Here is a 15,938-nt window from a genome sequence, read left to right as displayed (position 1 = left end):
GCTGCGCTTTTACCGAACCTCAGCCCTGCAGCAGGACCAGATCGTCCCGGTGGACGACCTCCCGCTCGTACGCGGGTCCGAGTTCCCGTGCGAGCTCGCGAGTGGAGCGGCCGAGGAGCTGCGGGAGCTCCTTGGCGTCGAAGTTGACCAGGCCCCTGGCCACCGCGCGGCCGTCGGCGGCGCGCAGTTCCACGGGGTCCCCGGCGACGAAGTCGCCCTCGACCGCGGCGATGCCGGCCGGGAGGAGGGAGCTCCCGCGTTCGGTGACGGCGCGCACCGCGCCGTCGTCCAGGACCAGGTGGCCCTGCGGGGTCGACGCGTGCTGGAGCCACAGCAGCCGGTCCGCGGAGCGGCGCCCGGTGGAGTGGAAGAACGTGCCGGTCCCCCGCCCGGCCAGGGCGTCGGCGGCCTGGCTGGCGGAGGTCAGCACGACCGGGATCCCGGCGGCGGCCGCGATCCGGGCCGCCTCGACCTTGGTGACCATGCCGCCGGTGCCCACGCCCGCCTTGCCGGCGCTGCCGATCGAGACGTGCGCGATGTCCTCGGGTCCGCGGACCTCGTCGATGCGGGTGGTGCCGGGCTGGGACGGGTCGCCGTCGTAGAGGCCGTCCACGTCGGAGAGGAGGACGAGGAGGTCGGCGCGGACGAGGTGGGCGACGAGGGCGGCCAGCCTGTCGTTGTCGCCGAAGCGGATCTCGTCCGTGGCGACGGTGTCGTTCTCGTTGACGACCGGGAGGGCGCCCATGGCGAGGAGCTGGTCGAGGGTGCGGTACGCGTTGCGGTAGTGCGCGCGGCGGCTGGTGTCGTCGGTGGTGAGCAGCACCTGGCCGACGCGGAGGCCGTAGCGGGCGAAGGAGGCGGTGTAGCGGGCGACGAGCAGCCCCTGGCCGACGCTGGCGGCGGCCTGCTGGCGGGCCAGGTCCTTGGGGCGCCGGCGCAGGCCGAGCGGGGAGAGTCCGGCGGCGATGGCTCCGCTGGAGACGAGGACGATCTCCTTCTCGCCGCCGCTGCGGGCCTTGGCCAGGACGTCGACGAGCGCGTCCACCCGGTCGGCGTCGAGTCCGCCCGCCGCGGTGGTCAGGGAGGAGGAGCCGACCTTGACCACGATCCTGCGGGCGTCCACGACACCTTGCCTAGCCGCTGACACGTCTGTCCCCTTGCCCCTTGCCGAAATGCCTGCCACCTCAATCTACGGGGTGGGCGCGAAGGGCTGCTCGGGGGTTTCAGACCCTGGACGGGCCGTCGTGCGCGTGCTCCGGCTCGGGGGCCCGCGCCGCGCCCGGGACGAGGATCTTGCGGGAGAGGAGGAAGGTGAACGGGATGGCCACGACCGCCGCGACCAGCGGGGCGATCCGGGTGTCCATTCCCGCCCAGGTCACCAGGGCGTAGAGGCCGGCCGACTGGATGACGTAGTTGGTCACGTTCGTCAGCGGGAAGAGGAAGAACTTCTTCCAGGTCGGCCGGGTCCGGTAGGTGAAGTAGGTGTTCATGAAGAACGAGCCGACCATCGCCAGGACGAAGGCGAGGGAGTAGGCGGCGAAGTACGGCATCCACGGGTGCAGCAGGAGGTAGATGCCGAAGAAGGTGCCGGTGTTGACCCCGCCGACGAGGGCGAAGCGGAAGATCTGGCCGAGCTGGTCCCTGCGGCTCATGGGGCGCTGCGCTCCACGACGGCGGGCTCCGCCGTCGGCTTGGTCCGGCCGTCGCGCGGGGGGTGCTCCGCGCCGTGGGACTCCTTCACCAGGAAGTGCGGCCGGCGCTTGGTCTCGTAGTAGATGCGGCCGATGTACTCGCCGATGAGGCCGAGCATGATCAGCTGGACGCCGCCCAGGCCCGTGATGATGGCCACGAGGGTGACGTAGCCCGGGGACTCGACGCCGTTGGTGATCGCCATGATGGTGATCCAGAGCGCGTACAGGCCGGTCAGGGCGACCAGCGACACGCCGAACCAGATGCCGATGCGCAGCGGCCGGTTGTTGAAGGAGATCAGGCCGTCCATGCCGTAGTTCAGCAGGGAGCCGAACTTCCACTTCGTCTCGCCGGCCTCGCGCTGCGCGTTGCGGTAGTCGAAGTGGACGGTGTCGAAGCCGATCCAGGAGAAGAGGCCCTTGGAGAAGCGGTTGTACTCCGGCAGCGACAGCAGGGCGTCCACGGCCGGGCGCGACAGCATGCGGAAGTCTCCGACGCCGTCGGTGAGCTCGACGTCGACCCAGCGGTTGACGCCCCGGTAGTAGAGGCGGCTGAGGGCGGTGCGGAGCTTCTTGTCGCCCTCGCGGGTGCGGCGGGCGATGATCTGGTCGTGGCCCTGCCGGTAGAGCTCCAGCATGCGCTCGATGAGCTCCGGCGGGTGCTGGAGGTCGGCGTCCATGATCACGACGGCGTCGCCGGTGGCCTCGCGCAGGCCGGCGAGCATGCCGGCCTCCTTGCCGAAATTGCGGCTGAAGGAGACGTAGCGCGTCTGCTCACCGTGTTCCGCGGCGATCTTGCGCAGTTTCCCGAGGGTGCCGTCGCGGCTGCCGTCGTCGACGTAGCAGATCTCGTACTCGACGGGGAGGGCGTCCAGGACCCTGCGGACCTCCGCGTCGAAGCTGTCGATGACGGCCTCTTCGTTGTAGCAAGGGACAACTACGGACAGCTTCGTCATGAACACTTCCTGCTGGGTCCGAACGGGTGATTGTCGGCGACCGGACCGGCCTCTCACCTCTTCCTTAGAAGTATGCACGGCGAGGGTGGAGCGTCGGTCGGCCTGCCTGAGCCGAGAGCGGTACACGGTAGCTTTGACGAGATAAGCGGAATGAGCTGAACGAAACGCAACGAAACGAAGGGATCGAGGTGCACGTGCCCGACGTCTCCGTGGTCGTCATCGTCTACAACGACGCAGAGCGTCTGTCGACAGCAGTCCAGTCCGTTCTGGACCAGACCCTGCACGGGGTCGAAGTCGTGATCGTCGACGACTGCAGCAAGGACCGTTCCTACGCGGTCGCCCAGGAACTGGAGGCCGCGCATCCGGGGAGAGTGCGCGCTTTCCGGCTGCCGGAGAACAGCGGTGGCTGCGGCGCGCCGCGCAACCACGGCATCCTGCAGGCCACCGGAACGTACGTGATGTTCCTCGACAGCGACGACGTGCTGGAGCGCAACGCCTGCCGGAACATGCTGCAGGCCGCCGAGCGGACCGGCTCCGACCTGGTCTCGGGCATGTGCGTACGCGTGCACCTCGACAACCGGTGGGGCAAGACCACCGAGTGGTACCCCTGGATCTACTCGCGCACCCGCACGCTGGAATCGATCACCGAGTTCCCCGACCTGCTGGTCTACGACACCCTCTCCACGAACAAGTGCTACCGGCGCGCCTTCCTGCTGGAGCAGGGCCTGGAGTTCCCTGTCGGCATCCACTACGAGGACCTGCTGTTCTCGGCGCAGGCCTACGTCGCGGCCGCCCGCATCACGCTGATCCCCAACCACGTCTACTTCTGGAACGTGGTCGAGAAGGCCGCCGCCCTGTCGATCAGCAACCGGCGCCACGAGATCGAGAACTTCGTCCACCGGATGGAGATCCACCGCCGCGTCGACGACCTGCTGGCGGCCAAGGGCCACGCGGACATCAAGTCCGCGAAGGACGCCAAGTTCGTCAAGCACGACCTGGTGCTGCACCTGCGCGACCTGCGCCTGCTGAGCGACGAGTACCGCCAGGAGTTCGCCCGGCTGGCCAACGGCTACCTCGCGGGGATCGACCCGGCCGCGTACGAGAACGTCACCCACCTCCAGGCGATCTGCGCCTACCTGCTCGGCAAGGAGGACTGGGACAACCTGCTCCCGGCCGCCGACGCCATGACCAACAAGGGCCGGCTCACCTCCCCCCTCGCCGAGCGCGACGGCCGCGTCTACTGGTGCGGGCGGCACATCGACAGTCCCGACCCCGCCGAGGCCGCCGAGGCCCGCCGGATACTGGACGTCACCGAGCAGGGATTCCACACCACCCCGCTCACCTCCCTCACGCTCGGCAACCGCCTCACCTCCTACCAGGACGACGGGCGCGGCACCGTCACGATGTCGGGCTCCCTCGTGAACCCGTTGGGCCGGATCCCGGCCGACGCGGAGCTGAAGGCCACGCTCGAGTTCCGGGCCCGCCGGCAGGTCGGCGTGCGTTCCTTCGGCTTCCCGGTGGCAAGCGTGCGCCACGCCGGTGACACGATCGAGTGGACCGGCACCGCCGACGTCGCCGGAACGGTCCGCCCCCTCGGCATCATCGACGCCGTCTGGGACGTCCGCCTCAAGCTGACCGCCGGGGGCCAGCGGCTGACCACCCGCGTCTCGGTGGGCGGGGTGGACCTGGACTCGGCGGCCCGGCTGCGCGTACGGCCGCGCCTGACCCGGCTGGTCTCCGACCGCTTCGGGCCGGAGATGACCAAGAAGGGCAACCTCAGCTACGTCCTGACCGCCGAGGGCGCCGCCGCCGTACGCACCCAGTCGCTGATCAACAACGCCATACAGGGCAAGGCGGCCGGCGTGGTCAAGCGGGGCCTGCGCAAGGCACTGCGGGCCCGCCGGAACATGGGCTCCGGCGAGCAGAAGGTGAAGCTCTACCACGAGGTCTTCTCGAAGCTGCCGATCAAGAAGGGCACGGTCGTCTTCGAGAGCCACATGGGCAAGCAGTACAGCGACAGCCCGAAGGCGATCTACGAGGAGATGGTGCGCCAGGGCGCGCCGTTCGAGGCGATCTGGTCGTACGCGGGCGGCAAGCCGACCGGCTTCCCCAAGGAGGCCACCCTGGTGCGGCGCTGGAGCTGGCCCTACCTGCGGGCCCTCGCCCAGGCCGAGTACTGGGTCGACAACCAGGGCTTCCCGCTGGCGCTGGCCAAGCGCCCGGGCACCACGTACATCCAGACGTGGCACGGCTCCGCGCTCAAGCGCATGGGCTTCCACGAGCCCCGGACCAAGGCGCAGGGCCGGGCCGGCCAGAAGCGCTTCCAGGAGGCCGTCGACCGTTTCGACCACTTCCTGATCCGCTCGGAGCACGACACCCGCACCCTCGCCAAGGGCTTCCGGCTGCGCGACGAGGTGCTGCTGCGCACGGGCTACCCGCGCAACGACGCCCTCGTCGAGGCGTACCGGACCGAGGCGGACAGCGGTGAGCGGGTCCGCGGACCCCTGGCGACCGAGCTCGGCATCGACCCGGACAAGAAGGTGCTGCTGTACGCGCCGACCTTCCGGGCGGGCGCGGACGGCGCGGTGGAGGGCTTCACCTTCCCCTTCGACGTGGAGGAGTTCGCGGACCGGCTCGGCGACCGGTTCACGCTGCTGGTGCGGACGCACTACCTCAACAGCGTCTCGCTGCCGCCGTCGGTCGCCGGCCGCGTCCTCGACGTGTCCCGGCACCACGACATCACCCCGCTGCTGGCCCTCGCCGACGGACTGATCACCGACTACTCGTCCGTGATGTTCGACTACGCGGTCCTGGACCGGCCGATGCTGTTCTTCGCGTACGACTACGAGAAGTACGCCACCGACATCCGCGGCACGTACTTCGACCTGAAGGAGAAGGCCCCGGGCCCGGTGGTGGCCACCGCGGACGAACTCCTGCAGGCGGTCGCCGCCTTCGAGGAGGCGGACGTCAAGTACGCCCAGGCGCGCCAGCGCTTCCTCGCCGAGTTCGGCGAGTACGACCGCGGGGACGCGGCCCGCCAGATCGTCGAGAAGTTCTTCACCAGGAGCGGCAAGTGAGCCAGGAGACCACCACCCCGGGCGGCCGTGACATCTTCATCGTCTCCAACAACGTCGACGAGCTCGGCGGCGTGACCACCTGGTCGCACCAGATGGCCCGTCAGTTCACGGACCGCGGCCACCGCGTGCACATCGTCGGCATCGCCCCGGTCGCCGAGGAGATCCGGCAGAAGCTGCCGCAGGACCTGCCGTACGCGATGACCACGCTCTACGAAGCCCACCCGCCGTCGGCCCGCCGGCTGCGCGGCATCAAGGGCCGGCTGAACGCCCCCGAGCGGCGCCGTCAGGCGGCCCGGCGGGCGAAGATGCGGGTCAAGGCGGAGCAGCTGAGCGAGCTGCTGCGCACGGCCCGTCCGGGTGGTGTGGTCATCGTCACGCAGGTCTGGGCGATGGAGTGGGTGGCGCTCGCCGACACCAAGGGGCTCAGCGTCATCGGCATGAGCCACGAGTCCTTCGAAGCCAGCCACAAGTCCACCCGCGGCGAGCGGGTCCGCCGCTACTACTCCGCGGTCGACCGGCTGCTGGTGCTGACCGCCGAGGACGCGGACCTGTGGATCCGGGCGGGCATGGAGAACGTCGCCAGCATGCCGAACCCGCTGCCCTTCATGCCCGACACTCCCGCCCCGCGCACCGAGAAGGTCGTGGCGTGCGTGGGCCGCCTCGCCTTCGAGAAGGGCGTCGACCTGCTGCTCGACGCGTGGGCTGACGCCGCGCCGCACCACCCCGACTGGGTCCTGCGGATCTACGGGGCGGGCGCGGAGGAGGAGGCGCTGCGGGCGCACTGCACCTCGCTCGGGCTGGACGACTCCGTGCAGTGGATGGGCAGCACCGGCGACGTGCTGGGCGCCCTGCGCGGGGCCTCGGTCTTCGCCCAGGCCTCGCGGGCCGAGGGCTTCCCGATCACGCTGCTGGAGGCGATGGCGGCGGGCGTTCCGGTGGCCGCCTTCGACTGCGCGCCGGGCGTACGGGAAATCGTCGAGCACGGCGAGGACGGGCTGCTGGCCCGGCTGGGCAACACGATGGAGCTGGCCGGGCACCTGGACGCGCTGATGTCCGACCGCGAGCTGCGCGACCGGCTCGGGGACAACGCCTTCCACGCGGTGAAGCGGTACTCCAGCGCCGACATCACCGACCGGTGGGAGAAGCTGTTCTCCTTCCTGGAGCGCTGAGCGCGCACACCGCGCACCACATGCGGCCGCCCGCCCCGGACGTACCCGGGGCGGGCGGCTGTGTATCCGGTGTCATCCGGTGACCGTCGGCCGGTCAGGCCGTGTGGACGTCCTTGTGGCGGTCCGTGCGGGCGGCCTTGTTGGCCTCCCAGCCCGCCCAGGCGGAGGTGACCATCTCGCGGACGTCGTGCCGGGCCTTCCAGCCCAGCTCGCTGGTGATCTTGTCGGCCGAGGCCACGACCTTCGCCGGGTCGCCGGCGCGGCGCGGGCTGATCACCGGCGGGTAGTCGTGCCCGGTGTTCTTGTTCAGGAGCGCCACCATTTCGGCGACCGAGACCCCCTCGCCGCGCCCGATGTTGACGGTGAGGTCCTTGTACTCCCCGGCCGCACCCCACTCGGCGAGCTTGCGGGCCGCCGCCACGTGGGCCTCCGCGAGGTCCTCGACGTGGATGTAGTCGCGGATGCAGGTGCCGTCGGGGGTCGGGTAGTCGTCACCGAAGATCTTGGCGCCCTGGCCGGCGTCGTAGCGCTCGAAGACCATCGGGACCAGGTTGAAGACGCCGGTGTCGGCCAGCTCGGGGGTCGCCGCGCCGGCCACGTTGAAGTAGCGCAGGCAGGCGGTGGAGATGCCGTGCGCCTTGCCCGCGGCGCGGACCAGCCACTCGCCGGCCAGCTTCGTCTCGCCGTAGGGGCTCAGCGGCGCGCAGGGGGTGTCCTCGGTGACCAGGTCCACGTCGGGCATGCCGTAGACGGAGGCGGAGGAGGAGAAGAGGAAGTTGCGGATGCCCGCCTCGGCCACGGCCTGGAGCAGGACCGTGAGGCCCTGCACGTTCTCGTGGTAGTAGTACAGCGGCTTCTCGACGGACTCGCCGACCTGCTTCTTGCCCGCCAGGTGCACCACGCCGGTGATCTTGTGCGCGCGGAGGGTCTTGTCCAGGGTCAGCCGGTCCAGGACGGAGCCGACCACCAGCGGGACGCCCTCCGGGACGCGGTCCTCGTTGCCCGTGGACAGGTCGTCGAGCACGACGACCTTCTCCCCCGCGAGCAGCATCGCGCGGACGACGTGCGCGCCGATGTAACCGGCGCCACCGGTGATCAGAAACGTCATGTGTATCTCCTTGGTTCTGTCCGACTTCGGTGGGGAAACGCAGCGGTGTGGATGGGGTCGTCAGCCCGCCCCGCGGCCCGCCCGGGCCCGGTGGAGGCGGTTGCGCACGAGGTACAGCGCTCCCTCGGCACCGGGCGCGAGGCGCAGCGCGAGGGCGCCGGCCCCCGTCCGGTAGGGCTGCGCCAGCAGAACACCGTACCGGCTGCTGGGCAGGGCCCGACGGCGGAGCAGACGACCACCGGGGCGCAGGGAGGTGAACACCGAGCTCCCGTCGGCGCACTCCACGCGCACCCCGACGTTCCAGGCCTGCATCCTGCGCAGCCCCTGGCGGCGGCCCGTGACGGCCAGGTCGGCCAGCCGGAAGGGCAGTACGGCGATCCAGCCGCCGTTGCGGTCGGGGCGCAGCTCGACCGGCTGGGCGAGGACCGGCTCGGCTCCCGCGCGCGGGATGAAGCTCAGCTGCACGGTCCGGGGCCCGGCCTCGGCGAGGCGCCCGTACAGGTCGTGCAGGCGGATCCGGACGGCGCCGCGGCCGGCCGGTTCGGCGTCGACGGTGACGGGCAGTTCGGCGACCGGCAGCCCGGCCAGGCCGTCCAGCTCGACCGGGATCTCCTCGCTCCACACCGGGGCACCGGTGGGCCCGACCGCGTACGGGGGCAGCAGCCGCGGCGGTTCCGCGGCCAGCCGGGTGAGCCGGCCGACGTCGGCGGGCGGGGTCTCGGTGGCGCGCAGCACCCCCACGATCCAGCGGGCGTGGGCGGCGGCGGACGCGATGTCGGCCTCGGCGAAGGTGTCGAGGTACTCGCGGGTGAGGGTCCACCAGGCGGCCTGGTACTCGGGGTCCTTGCCGAGCTCGCGCAGGTACATGCGCAGGTCGTACTCGAGGAACTTCACCTGGCAGGCGCTGCCCAGCGCCGGGGAGGCGGCGGCGAGGGTCCGGGCGGCCGTCCGGTGGGCCTCGATGCGGGCGCGCCAGTTCCCGACGTCCTTGCGGTCCAGGGAGATCGACACCTGGGCGGCGCTGCGGCGCACATGCCAGACGTAGACGAGGTCGCCGGTGACGGCGATGCGCGGGGCCGCGGCCAGCATGCGCGAGGTGAAGACGAAGTCCTCGTAGACGAAACGGCCGTCGGGGAAGCGCAGGCCGTGCTCCTCCAGGAAGGCGCGGTCGTAGAGCTTGTTGACGCAGAGGGTGTCGCGCACGAGCTCGGGCCGGTCCGCCGGCCGCTCGATGACGTCGCCGGGCGTGTACAGCCCGGGCATCCACGGCACGTCGTGGCGCTGGGGCAGCTCGCGCCGGACCGCCGCGCCGACGGTGACCGGGGCGCCGTGCTGTTCGGCGGTGCGCACCAGGGCGTCGGCCGCACCCGGCGGCAGGACGTCGTCGCTGTCGAGGAAGAGGACGTACCGGCCGGACGCGGCCGCGATCCCGTCGTTGCGCGGGGTGCCGCACCCCCCGCTGTTCTCCGTGCGGTGCACGACCTTCAGGCGGGGGTGCGCGGCCGCCAGCTCGTCCAGCACCCGCGCGGTGCCGTCGGACGAGGCGTCGTTCACCGCGATGACCTCGGCGACCACCGGGCCCTGGGCGAGGGCCGAGGAGACGGCCTCGCCCACGAGCCCGGCGTCGTTGTACGCGATGACCACGACGGAGACCGTGGGGAGGTTGCTGCTGTTCACCCGAAGGATCCTAGGCGACCCACATAAAGACGCCTTCAAACCCTCCGGGGCAGATTCCCCCGGGAGGGGACTAGAACGGCCGGAATTCGTCGTACTCCTTCTGCACCGAGTCCCCGCGCTGGGCTTCCTTGTCCTTGCGGCGGGTGGTGGCCGGACGCGGGGCGTCCAGACGGTGGTCCTCGCCGCGGCGGCCCAGCATCTCGGCGCCGGCCATCACGGTCGGCTCCCAGTCGAAGACGACCGCGTTGTCGTCGGAGCCGATCGCCACGCCGTCGCCGGCGCGGGCGCCGGCCTTCTTCAGCGCTTCCTCGACACCGAGGCGGTTGAGGCGGTCGGCGAGGTAACCGACGGCCTCGTCGTTGTTGAAGTCGGTCTGGCGGACCCAGCGCTCCGGCTTCTCGCCGCGCACCGTGTAGACGTCCTCGACCTCGTCGTAGGTGACGGTGAAGCCGGCGTCGTCCACGGCCTTCGGACGGATGACGATGCGGGTCGCCTCCTCCTTCGGCTTGCGGGCGCGGGCCTTGGCGATCACCTCGGCGAGGAAGAAGGAGAGCTCCTTCAGGCCCGTACGGGCGACCGCGGAGACCTCGAAGACCTTGTAGCCGCGGGCCTCCAGGTCCGGGCGGACCATGTCGGCGAGCTCCTGGCCGTCCGGGATGTCGACCTTGTTCAGGACGACGAGGCGCGGGCGCTTCTCCAGACCGCCGCCGTAGAGCTTGAGCTCCTCCTCGATGACGTCGAGGTCGGCGATCGGGTCGCGGTCGGACTCCAGGGTGGCGGTGTCCAGGACGTGCACGAGCACCGAGCAGCGCTCGACGTGGCGCAGGAACTCAAGGCCCAGGCCACGGCCCTGGCTGGCGCCGGGGATCAGGCCCGGGACGTCGGCGATCGTGTAGACCGTCGAGCCGGCCGTGACGACGCCCAGGTTCGGGACGAGGGTGGTGAAGGGGTAGTCCGCGATCTTCGGCTTGGCCGAGGAGAGCACCGAGATCAGCGAGGACTTGCCGGCGCTCGGGAAGCCGACCAGCGCCACGTCGGCGACGGTCTTGAGCTCCAGGACGATGTCGCCGGTGGTGCCGGGGACGCCGAGGAGCGCGAAGCCGGGCGCCTTGCGGCGGGCGGAGGAGAGCGCGGCGTTGCCGAGACCGCCGCGGCCGCCCTCCGCGGCCACGTAGGTGGTGCCCTGGCCGACGAGGTCGGCGAGGACGTTGCCCTCCTTGTCGAGGACGACGGTGCCGTCCGGCACGGGCAGGATCAGGTCCTGGCCGTCCTTGCCGGAGCGGTTGCCGCCCTCGCCGGGCTTGCCGTTGGTGGCCTTGCGGTGGGGGCTGTGGTGGTAGTCCAGCAGGGTGGTGATCGCCTGCTCCACCACCAGGATGACGTCGCCGCCACGGCCGCCGTTGCCGCCGTCGGGGCCGCCGAGCGGCTTGAACTTCTCCCGGTGAACGGAGGCGCAGCCGTGGCCCCCGTTACCCGCGGCGACGTGCAGCTCGACGCGGTCCACGAAGGTGGTCATGGTTGTTCCTCCAGTTACATACGGGAATGTCCCGGACAGGCCTTGCTGTCCATTAAAACGTCTGTACGTACCAACGCACCGAGGGCGGACCTCTCTTCCCGGCCAGTGCCGGGAAGAGCTGAGATCCGCCCTCGGGAAGTTACGAACGCTTGATCAGCCGAAGCTGGATCAGGCGGCCGGAACGATGTTGACGACCTTGCGGCCACGGTGCGTGCCGAACTGCACGGCACCCGCCTGCAGCGCGAACAGCGTGTCGTCGCCACCACGACCGACACCCGAACCCGGGTGGAAGTGGGTGCCACGCTGGCGGACGAGGATCTCGCCGGCGGAGACGACCTGACCGCCGAAGCGCTTCACGCCGAGCCGCTGGGCATTGGAGTCGCGCCCGTTCCGGGTGGACGATGCGCCCTTCTTGTGTGCCATGTCTCAGTCCCTCTTACTTCGCAGCCGCGGGGATACCGGTGACCTTGATCGCCGTGTACTGCTGGCGGTGACCCTGGCGACGGCGGTAGCCGGTCTTGTTCTTGTAGCGCAGGATGTCGATCTTGGCGCCCTTGTGGTGGTCCACGACCTCGGCCGTGACCTTGATACCGGCCAGCACCCACGGGTCGCTGGTCACGGCTTCGCCGTCGACAACGAGCAGGGTCGAGAGCTCGACCGTGTCGCCAACCTTGGCAGTGGAAATCTTGTCAACCTCAACGATGTCGCCGACAGCAACCTTGTGCTGGCGACCACCGCTGCGCACGATGGCGTACACGCGGATCTCTCTCTCACTCGGGACGGATGCTCCTGAAGCCAGCCGCTCAGGCAGGCCCCTCGTACGGACGGGGACGGCTCTGATCCGGATTGGACGAGCGGCCTCTCTCGACGACGCTCGCGCGTGCGGAACGGGAGGAAGGTGCTCAGGAGCGCGGCGCACACTGGACGGATTCGTCCAAGACACGCCGACGGTCTAGGTTACGGGGCCGGTTCCGGAGGGTCAAACCGGGCCCCGCATGACCCGTGGGCCCCGCCGAGCGGCGGGGCCCACGGTCATGTGCGGATCAGGCTTCGGCCGGAGCCGAGACGGACGGGGCGCCCTGCTGCTCGGCCGCCGCCGTCTTCTTCGTCGCCCGCTTCGCCGCGGTCTTCTTGGTCGTGGCCGCCTTCTTGGCCACGGTCTTCTTGGCGGCCGCCGCCTTCTTGGCCGGGGCCTTCTTCGCCGTGGTCGCCTTCTTGGCCGGAGCCTTCTTGGCGGCCTTCTTCGCCGGCGCGGCCTCCTCGGCGGGAGCCGGGGCCTCGGTCACCGGGGCCTCGACGACCACCACGGCGGCCTCCGCCGCGCCCGCCGGGGAACCGGCGGGTGCGGTGGCCTTACGGGTGGCACGCCGACGCGGACGGGCCGGTGCGGCCTCCGCCACCGGGGCCTCCTCGACCACGGCCACGGCCTCGGGCTCGACGACCGGCTCGGGCTCCGGCACGACGACCGGCTCCGGCTCCGGGGCCACCTCGGCCGCGGGGGCCGGGGCACCCGCCGGGGCGGTGGCCTTACGGGTCGCACGGCGACGGGTACGGCCCTTGGGGGCCTCCTCCGCCACCGGCTCCGAGACGACCTCGGCCACGGGCTCGGCCTCGACGACGGGCTCGGGCTCGGGCACCAGCACCGTGTCGGCCGGCTCGATCACCGGCTCCGCCTCGGCCGCGGGGGCCGGGGCCTGCGCCGGAGCGGCAGCACCGCGCGGGGCGCCCGCCGGAGCGGTCGCCTTGCGGGTGGCGCGGCGCCGGTTGCGACGGCTGCTGAGACCCGCAGCGGCCTCGGCCTCGGCCGGGCTGCTGTAGAGCTCCTCGTCCGCGACGAACTCCGGCTCGGGCAGCGCCCGCGGAGCGGCGGCCTCGGCAGCCACCTCCGCCTCGGACTCGAAGTCCGTCTCGACCGTCTCGACCGCCTCGACCGTCTCGATTTCGTGGTCGTGCTGGTCGAACTCGCCACGGCCACCGCGGCGCTTCGAGCGCTTGCCGTTGCCACCGCCGCCGATCGCGGTCGGCGTCTCCATGTGGACGATGACACCGCGGCCGTTGCAGTGGACGCAGGTCTCGGAGAAGGACTCCAGCAGGCCCTGGCCCACCCGCTTGCGGGTCATCTGGACCAGGCCCAGCGAGGTGACCTCGGCCACCTGGTGCTTCGTACGGTCGCGGCCCAGGCACTCCAGCATCCGGCGCAGGACCAGGTCGCGGTTGGACTCCAGGACCATGTCGATGAAGTCGATGACGACGATGCCGCCCAGGTCGCGCAGCCGCAGCTGGCGCACGATCTCCTCGGCCGCCTCCAGGTTGTTCCTGGTGACGGTCTCCTCGAGGTTGCCGCCCTGACCGGTGAACTTGCCGGTGTTGACGTCGATGACGATCATCGCCTCGGTCTTGTCGATCACAAGCGAGCCGCCCGAGGGCAGCCACACCTTGCGGTCGAGCGCCTTGGCGAGCTGCTCGTCGATCCGGTACGTCGCGAAGACGTCGACCTCGGAGGTCCAGCGCGACAGCCGGTCGGCCAGGTCCGGGGCCACGTGGTTCACGTAGCCGTGGATGGTCTCCCACGCGCCGTCACCGCTGACGATGACCTTCGAGAAGTCCTCGTTGAAGATGTCGCGCACGACGCGGACGGTCATGTCCGGCTCGCCGTACAGGAGGCTCGGCGAAGAGGTCGAGATCTGCTTCGACTTCTTCTGGATCTCCTCCCACTGGCCCTGCAGACGCTCGACGTCGCGGCGCAGCTCGTCCTCGCTCGCGCCCTCGGCGGCGGTGCGCACGATGACGCCCGCGTCCTCGGGGACGATCTTCTTGAGGATGGTCTTCAGACGCGCGCGCTCGGTGTCGGGCAGCTTGCGGCTGATGCCGGTCATCGAGCCCTCGGGCACGTAGACCAGGTAGCGGCCGGGCAGCGAGACCTGGCTGGTCAGGCGGGCGCCCTTGTGGCCGATCGGGTCCTTGGTGACCTGCACCAGGACCGACTGGCCGGACTTGAGGGCGGACTCGATGCGGCGCGGCCCGTTGGCCATGCCGAGCGCCTCGAAGTTGACCTCACCGGCGTACAGGACCGCGTTGCGGCCCTTGCCGATGTCGATGAAGGCGGCCTCCATCGACGGCAGCACGTTCTGGACCTTGCCCAGGTAGACGTTGCCGACGTACGACGTGGCCTCTTCCTTGTTGACGTAGTGCTCGACGAGCACGTTGTCCTCGAGGACGCCGATCTGGGTGCGCTCGCCGGCCTGGCGGACGACCATCACGCGCTCGACGGCCTCACGGCGGGCCAGGAACTCGGCCTCCGTGATGATCGGGACGCGGCGGCGGCCCTGCTCGCGGCCCTCGCGGCGGCGCTGCTTCTTCGCCTCCAGGCGGGTCGAGCCCTTGATGGACTGGACCTCGTCGGACGGCTCGGCCTTCTCCCGGGCCGGGCGCGGCTCGCGGACCTTGACGACGGTGCGCACGCCGTCCTCGTCACCCGCTTCGGCGGCCTCGGCGGCGGTGTCGCCACTGCGGCGACGACGACGGCGGCGACGGCGGCTGGAGCTGGACCCGAAGGCCTCCTCGGCCTCGTCCTCTTCGTCCTCGTCGGTCTCCTGCTCGGTGACCTCGGCCTCTGCCCCGGTCTCCTCCTCGGCGGACTCGTCGAGGTCGGCGGCCTCACCGCGGCGGCGGCGACGGCCACCGCGACGGCGGCGGCGCGACGGGCGCTCGCCCGACTCGTCGCCCTCGTCGAACTCGGCGGACTCCTCTTCGAGCTCGGCCTCGGGCTCCTCCTCGGCGAGCACCTCGGGGAGGGAGACCGGAGCGGACTCGGCGGCCGGAGCAGACTCGGCGGCGCCGCGCCCACGGCGACGGCGGCGGCCGGCGGGCTGCGGGGCGGGGGTCTGGACGACCTCGGCCTCGACCTCCGTCTCCTCCTCGACCTCGTCGGCCGGGGCGGCGGCGCGGGCGGCCGCGGCGGCCATGGCGGCGGTCTCCGGGGTCTGGAACATCGGCTCGGCGAAGACCGGGGCCTGGAAGACGGCCACGGCCGGACGCGCGGCGCGGCGGGCACGGGCCGGGGCGCCTCCGGAGCGGTCACGGCGCGGGTCGCACGGCGGCGGGCACGCGGGGCGGGAGCGGCCGGAGCCTCCTCCTCGACCACCGGCGCGGCCTCGACCACGGGCGCCTCGACGGCGGCGGTCTCGGCGGCCGGAGCGGTCACGGCGCGGGTGGCACGACGACGGGCACGCGGGGCGGGAGCGGCCGGAGCCTCCTCCTCGACCACCGGCGCGGCCTCGACCACGGGCGCCTCGGCGGCCGGAGCCTCCGGAGCGGTCACGGCGCGGGTCGCACGACGACGGGCACGCGGGGCGGGAGCGGCGGGCTCCTCGGCGGCCGGGGCGGCGGCGGGAGCCGCTGCGGCGGGGGCCTCGACGACGGCCTCGGCCGTGGTCTCGGGAGCGGCCACGGCGCGGGTCGCGCGGCGGCGGGTACGTGCGGGGGCGGCGGCCGGAGCGGCCTCCTCGACGGGGGCGGCCGCGGCGGCCTCCGTCACCGGGGTCGCCTCTGCGGTGGCCCCGCCGGGCGGCCCGGCGGGCCGGGAAGCCGCGCGGCGACGCCTGCGCGGGGGCAGGTTGTCGCTGGGGCTGCCGCTGTCGGCGTTACCTGCGGTGGTGTCGTTTTCGTTGTTGAGCATTGCGGGCGGTTCTCCCGTCACGCTCCCGGGCGCCGCGGCTGACTTCCGGTCCGGCTCGGCTCCGCGTAA

At 71.6% G+C, this 15,938-nt stretch carries 10 protein-coding genes and 1 pseudogene; 2 read left to right on the top strand and 9 right to left on the bottom strand.

Going from position 1 to position 15,938, the window contains the following annotated elements:
• Nucleotides 1-19: 19 nt before the first annotated feature.
• The 3 genes from proB to IF88_RS0114065 all read right to left on the bottom strand — a co-directional run bounded on the left by proB (nt 20) and on the right by IF88_RS0114065 (nt 2,644).
• A complete protein-coding gene (proB, locus tag IF88_RS0114075; RefSeq protein ID WP_030710893.1) occupies nt 20-1,147 on the bottom strand; it encodes a glutamate 5-kinase in 1,128 nt (375 codons plus the stop codon).
• Between the two features lie 76 nt (nt 1,148-1,223).
• A complete protein-coding gene (locus IF88_RS0114070; protein WP_037805901.1) occupies nt 1,224-1,652 on the bottom strand; it encodes a GtrA family protein in 429 nt (142 codons plus the stop codon).
• The gene (locus IF88_RS0114065) at nt 1,649-2,644 is read right to left on the bottom strand and encodes a glycosyltransferase family 2 protein (RefSeq protein ID WP_037805899.1); all 996 of its coding nucleotides are present in this window, start codon (nt 2,642-2,644) and stop codon (nt 1,649-1,651) included. The genes IF88_RS0114070 and IF88_RS0114065 overlap by 4 nt, the downstream gene beginning before the upstream one ends.
• A 188-nt stretch (nt 2,645-2,832) precedes the next feature.
• Here IF88_RS0114065 and IF88_RS0114060 point away from each other — a divergent pair, with 188 nt between their 5' ends.
• Nucleotides 2,833-5,721: a bifunctional glycosyltransferase/CDP-glycerol:glycerophosphate glycerophosphotransferase gene (locus tag IF88_RS0114060; protein WP_030710882.1), complete on the top strand. Its 2,889-nt coding sequence runs from the start codon at nt 2,833-2,835 to the stop codon at nt 5,719-5,721.
• Entirely contained in the window at nt 5,718-6,890 is a 1,173-nt protein-coding gene (locus IF88_RS0114055) for a glycosyltransferase (RefSeq protein WP_030710879.1), read from the top strand. Before IF88_RS0114060 ends, IF88_RS0114055 begins: the two co-directional genes overlap by 4 nt.
• A 94-nt stretch (nt 6,891-6,984) precedes the next feature.
• Here IF88_RS0114055 and galE read toward each other — a convergent pair whose 3' ends face one another.
• The 6 genes and pseudogenes from galE to IF88_RS40285 form a co-directional block, all read right to left on the bottom strand.
• Entirely contained in the window at nt 6,985-7,998 is a 1,014-nt protein-coding gene (galE, locus tag IF88_RS0114050; protein WP_030710877.1) for a UDP-glucose 4-epimerase GalE, read from the bottom strand.
• A 60-nt stretch (nt 7,999-8,058) separates the two neighbouring features.
• The gene (locus IF88_RS0114045) at nt 8,059-9,675 is read right to left on the bottom strand and encodes a glycosyltransferase family 2 protein (RefSeq protein ID WP_037805896.1); all 1,617 of its coding nucleotides are present in this window, start codon (nt 9,673-9,675) and stop codon (nt 8,059-8,061) included.
• A gap of 70 nt (nt 9,676-9,745) precedes the next feature.
• Nucleotides 9,746-11,191 (bottom strand): GTPase ObgE, encoded by a 1,446-nt coding sequence (gene obgE / locus IF88_RS0114040; RefSeq protein ID WP_030710874.1) that lies wholly within the window; start codon nt 11,189-11,191, stop codon nt 9,746-9,748.
• Between the two features lie 168 nt (nt 11,192-11,359).
• Nucleotides 11,360-11,614: a 50S ribosomal protein L27 gene (gene rpmA, locus IF88_RS0114035; protein WP_030027134.1), complete on the bottom strand. Its 255-nt coding sequence runs from the start codon at nt 11,612-11,614 to the stop codon at nt 11,360-11,362.
• A 13-nt stretch (nt 11,615-11,627) separates the two neighbouring features.
• A complete protein-coding gene (gene rplU / locus IF88_RS0114030) occupies nt 11,628-11,948 on the bottom strand; it encodes a 50S ribosomal protein L21 (RefSeq protein WP_030013082.1) in 321 nt (106 codons plus the stop codon).
• A 286-nt stretch (nt 11,949-12,234) separates the two neighbouring features.
• A pseudogene (locus IF88_RS40285) lies at nt 12,235-15,869 on the bottom strand (Rne/Rng family ribonuclease).
• Between the last annotated feature and the right edge of the window lie 69 nt (nt 15,870-15,938).

The sequence above is a fragment of the Streptomyces sp. NRRL F-2580 genome (genome assembly GCF_000720115.1).
In the GTDB taxonomy this organism is placed as follows: Bacteria; Actinomycetota; Actinomycetes; order Streptomycetales; family Streptomycetaceae; genus Streptomyces.
Note: the sequence above shows the minus strand (reverse complement) of the source record. Positions and strands in the feature narration are given on the sequence as shown.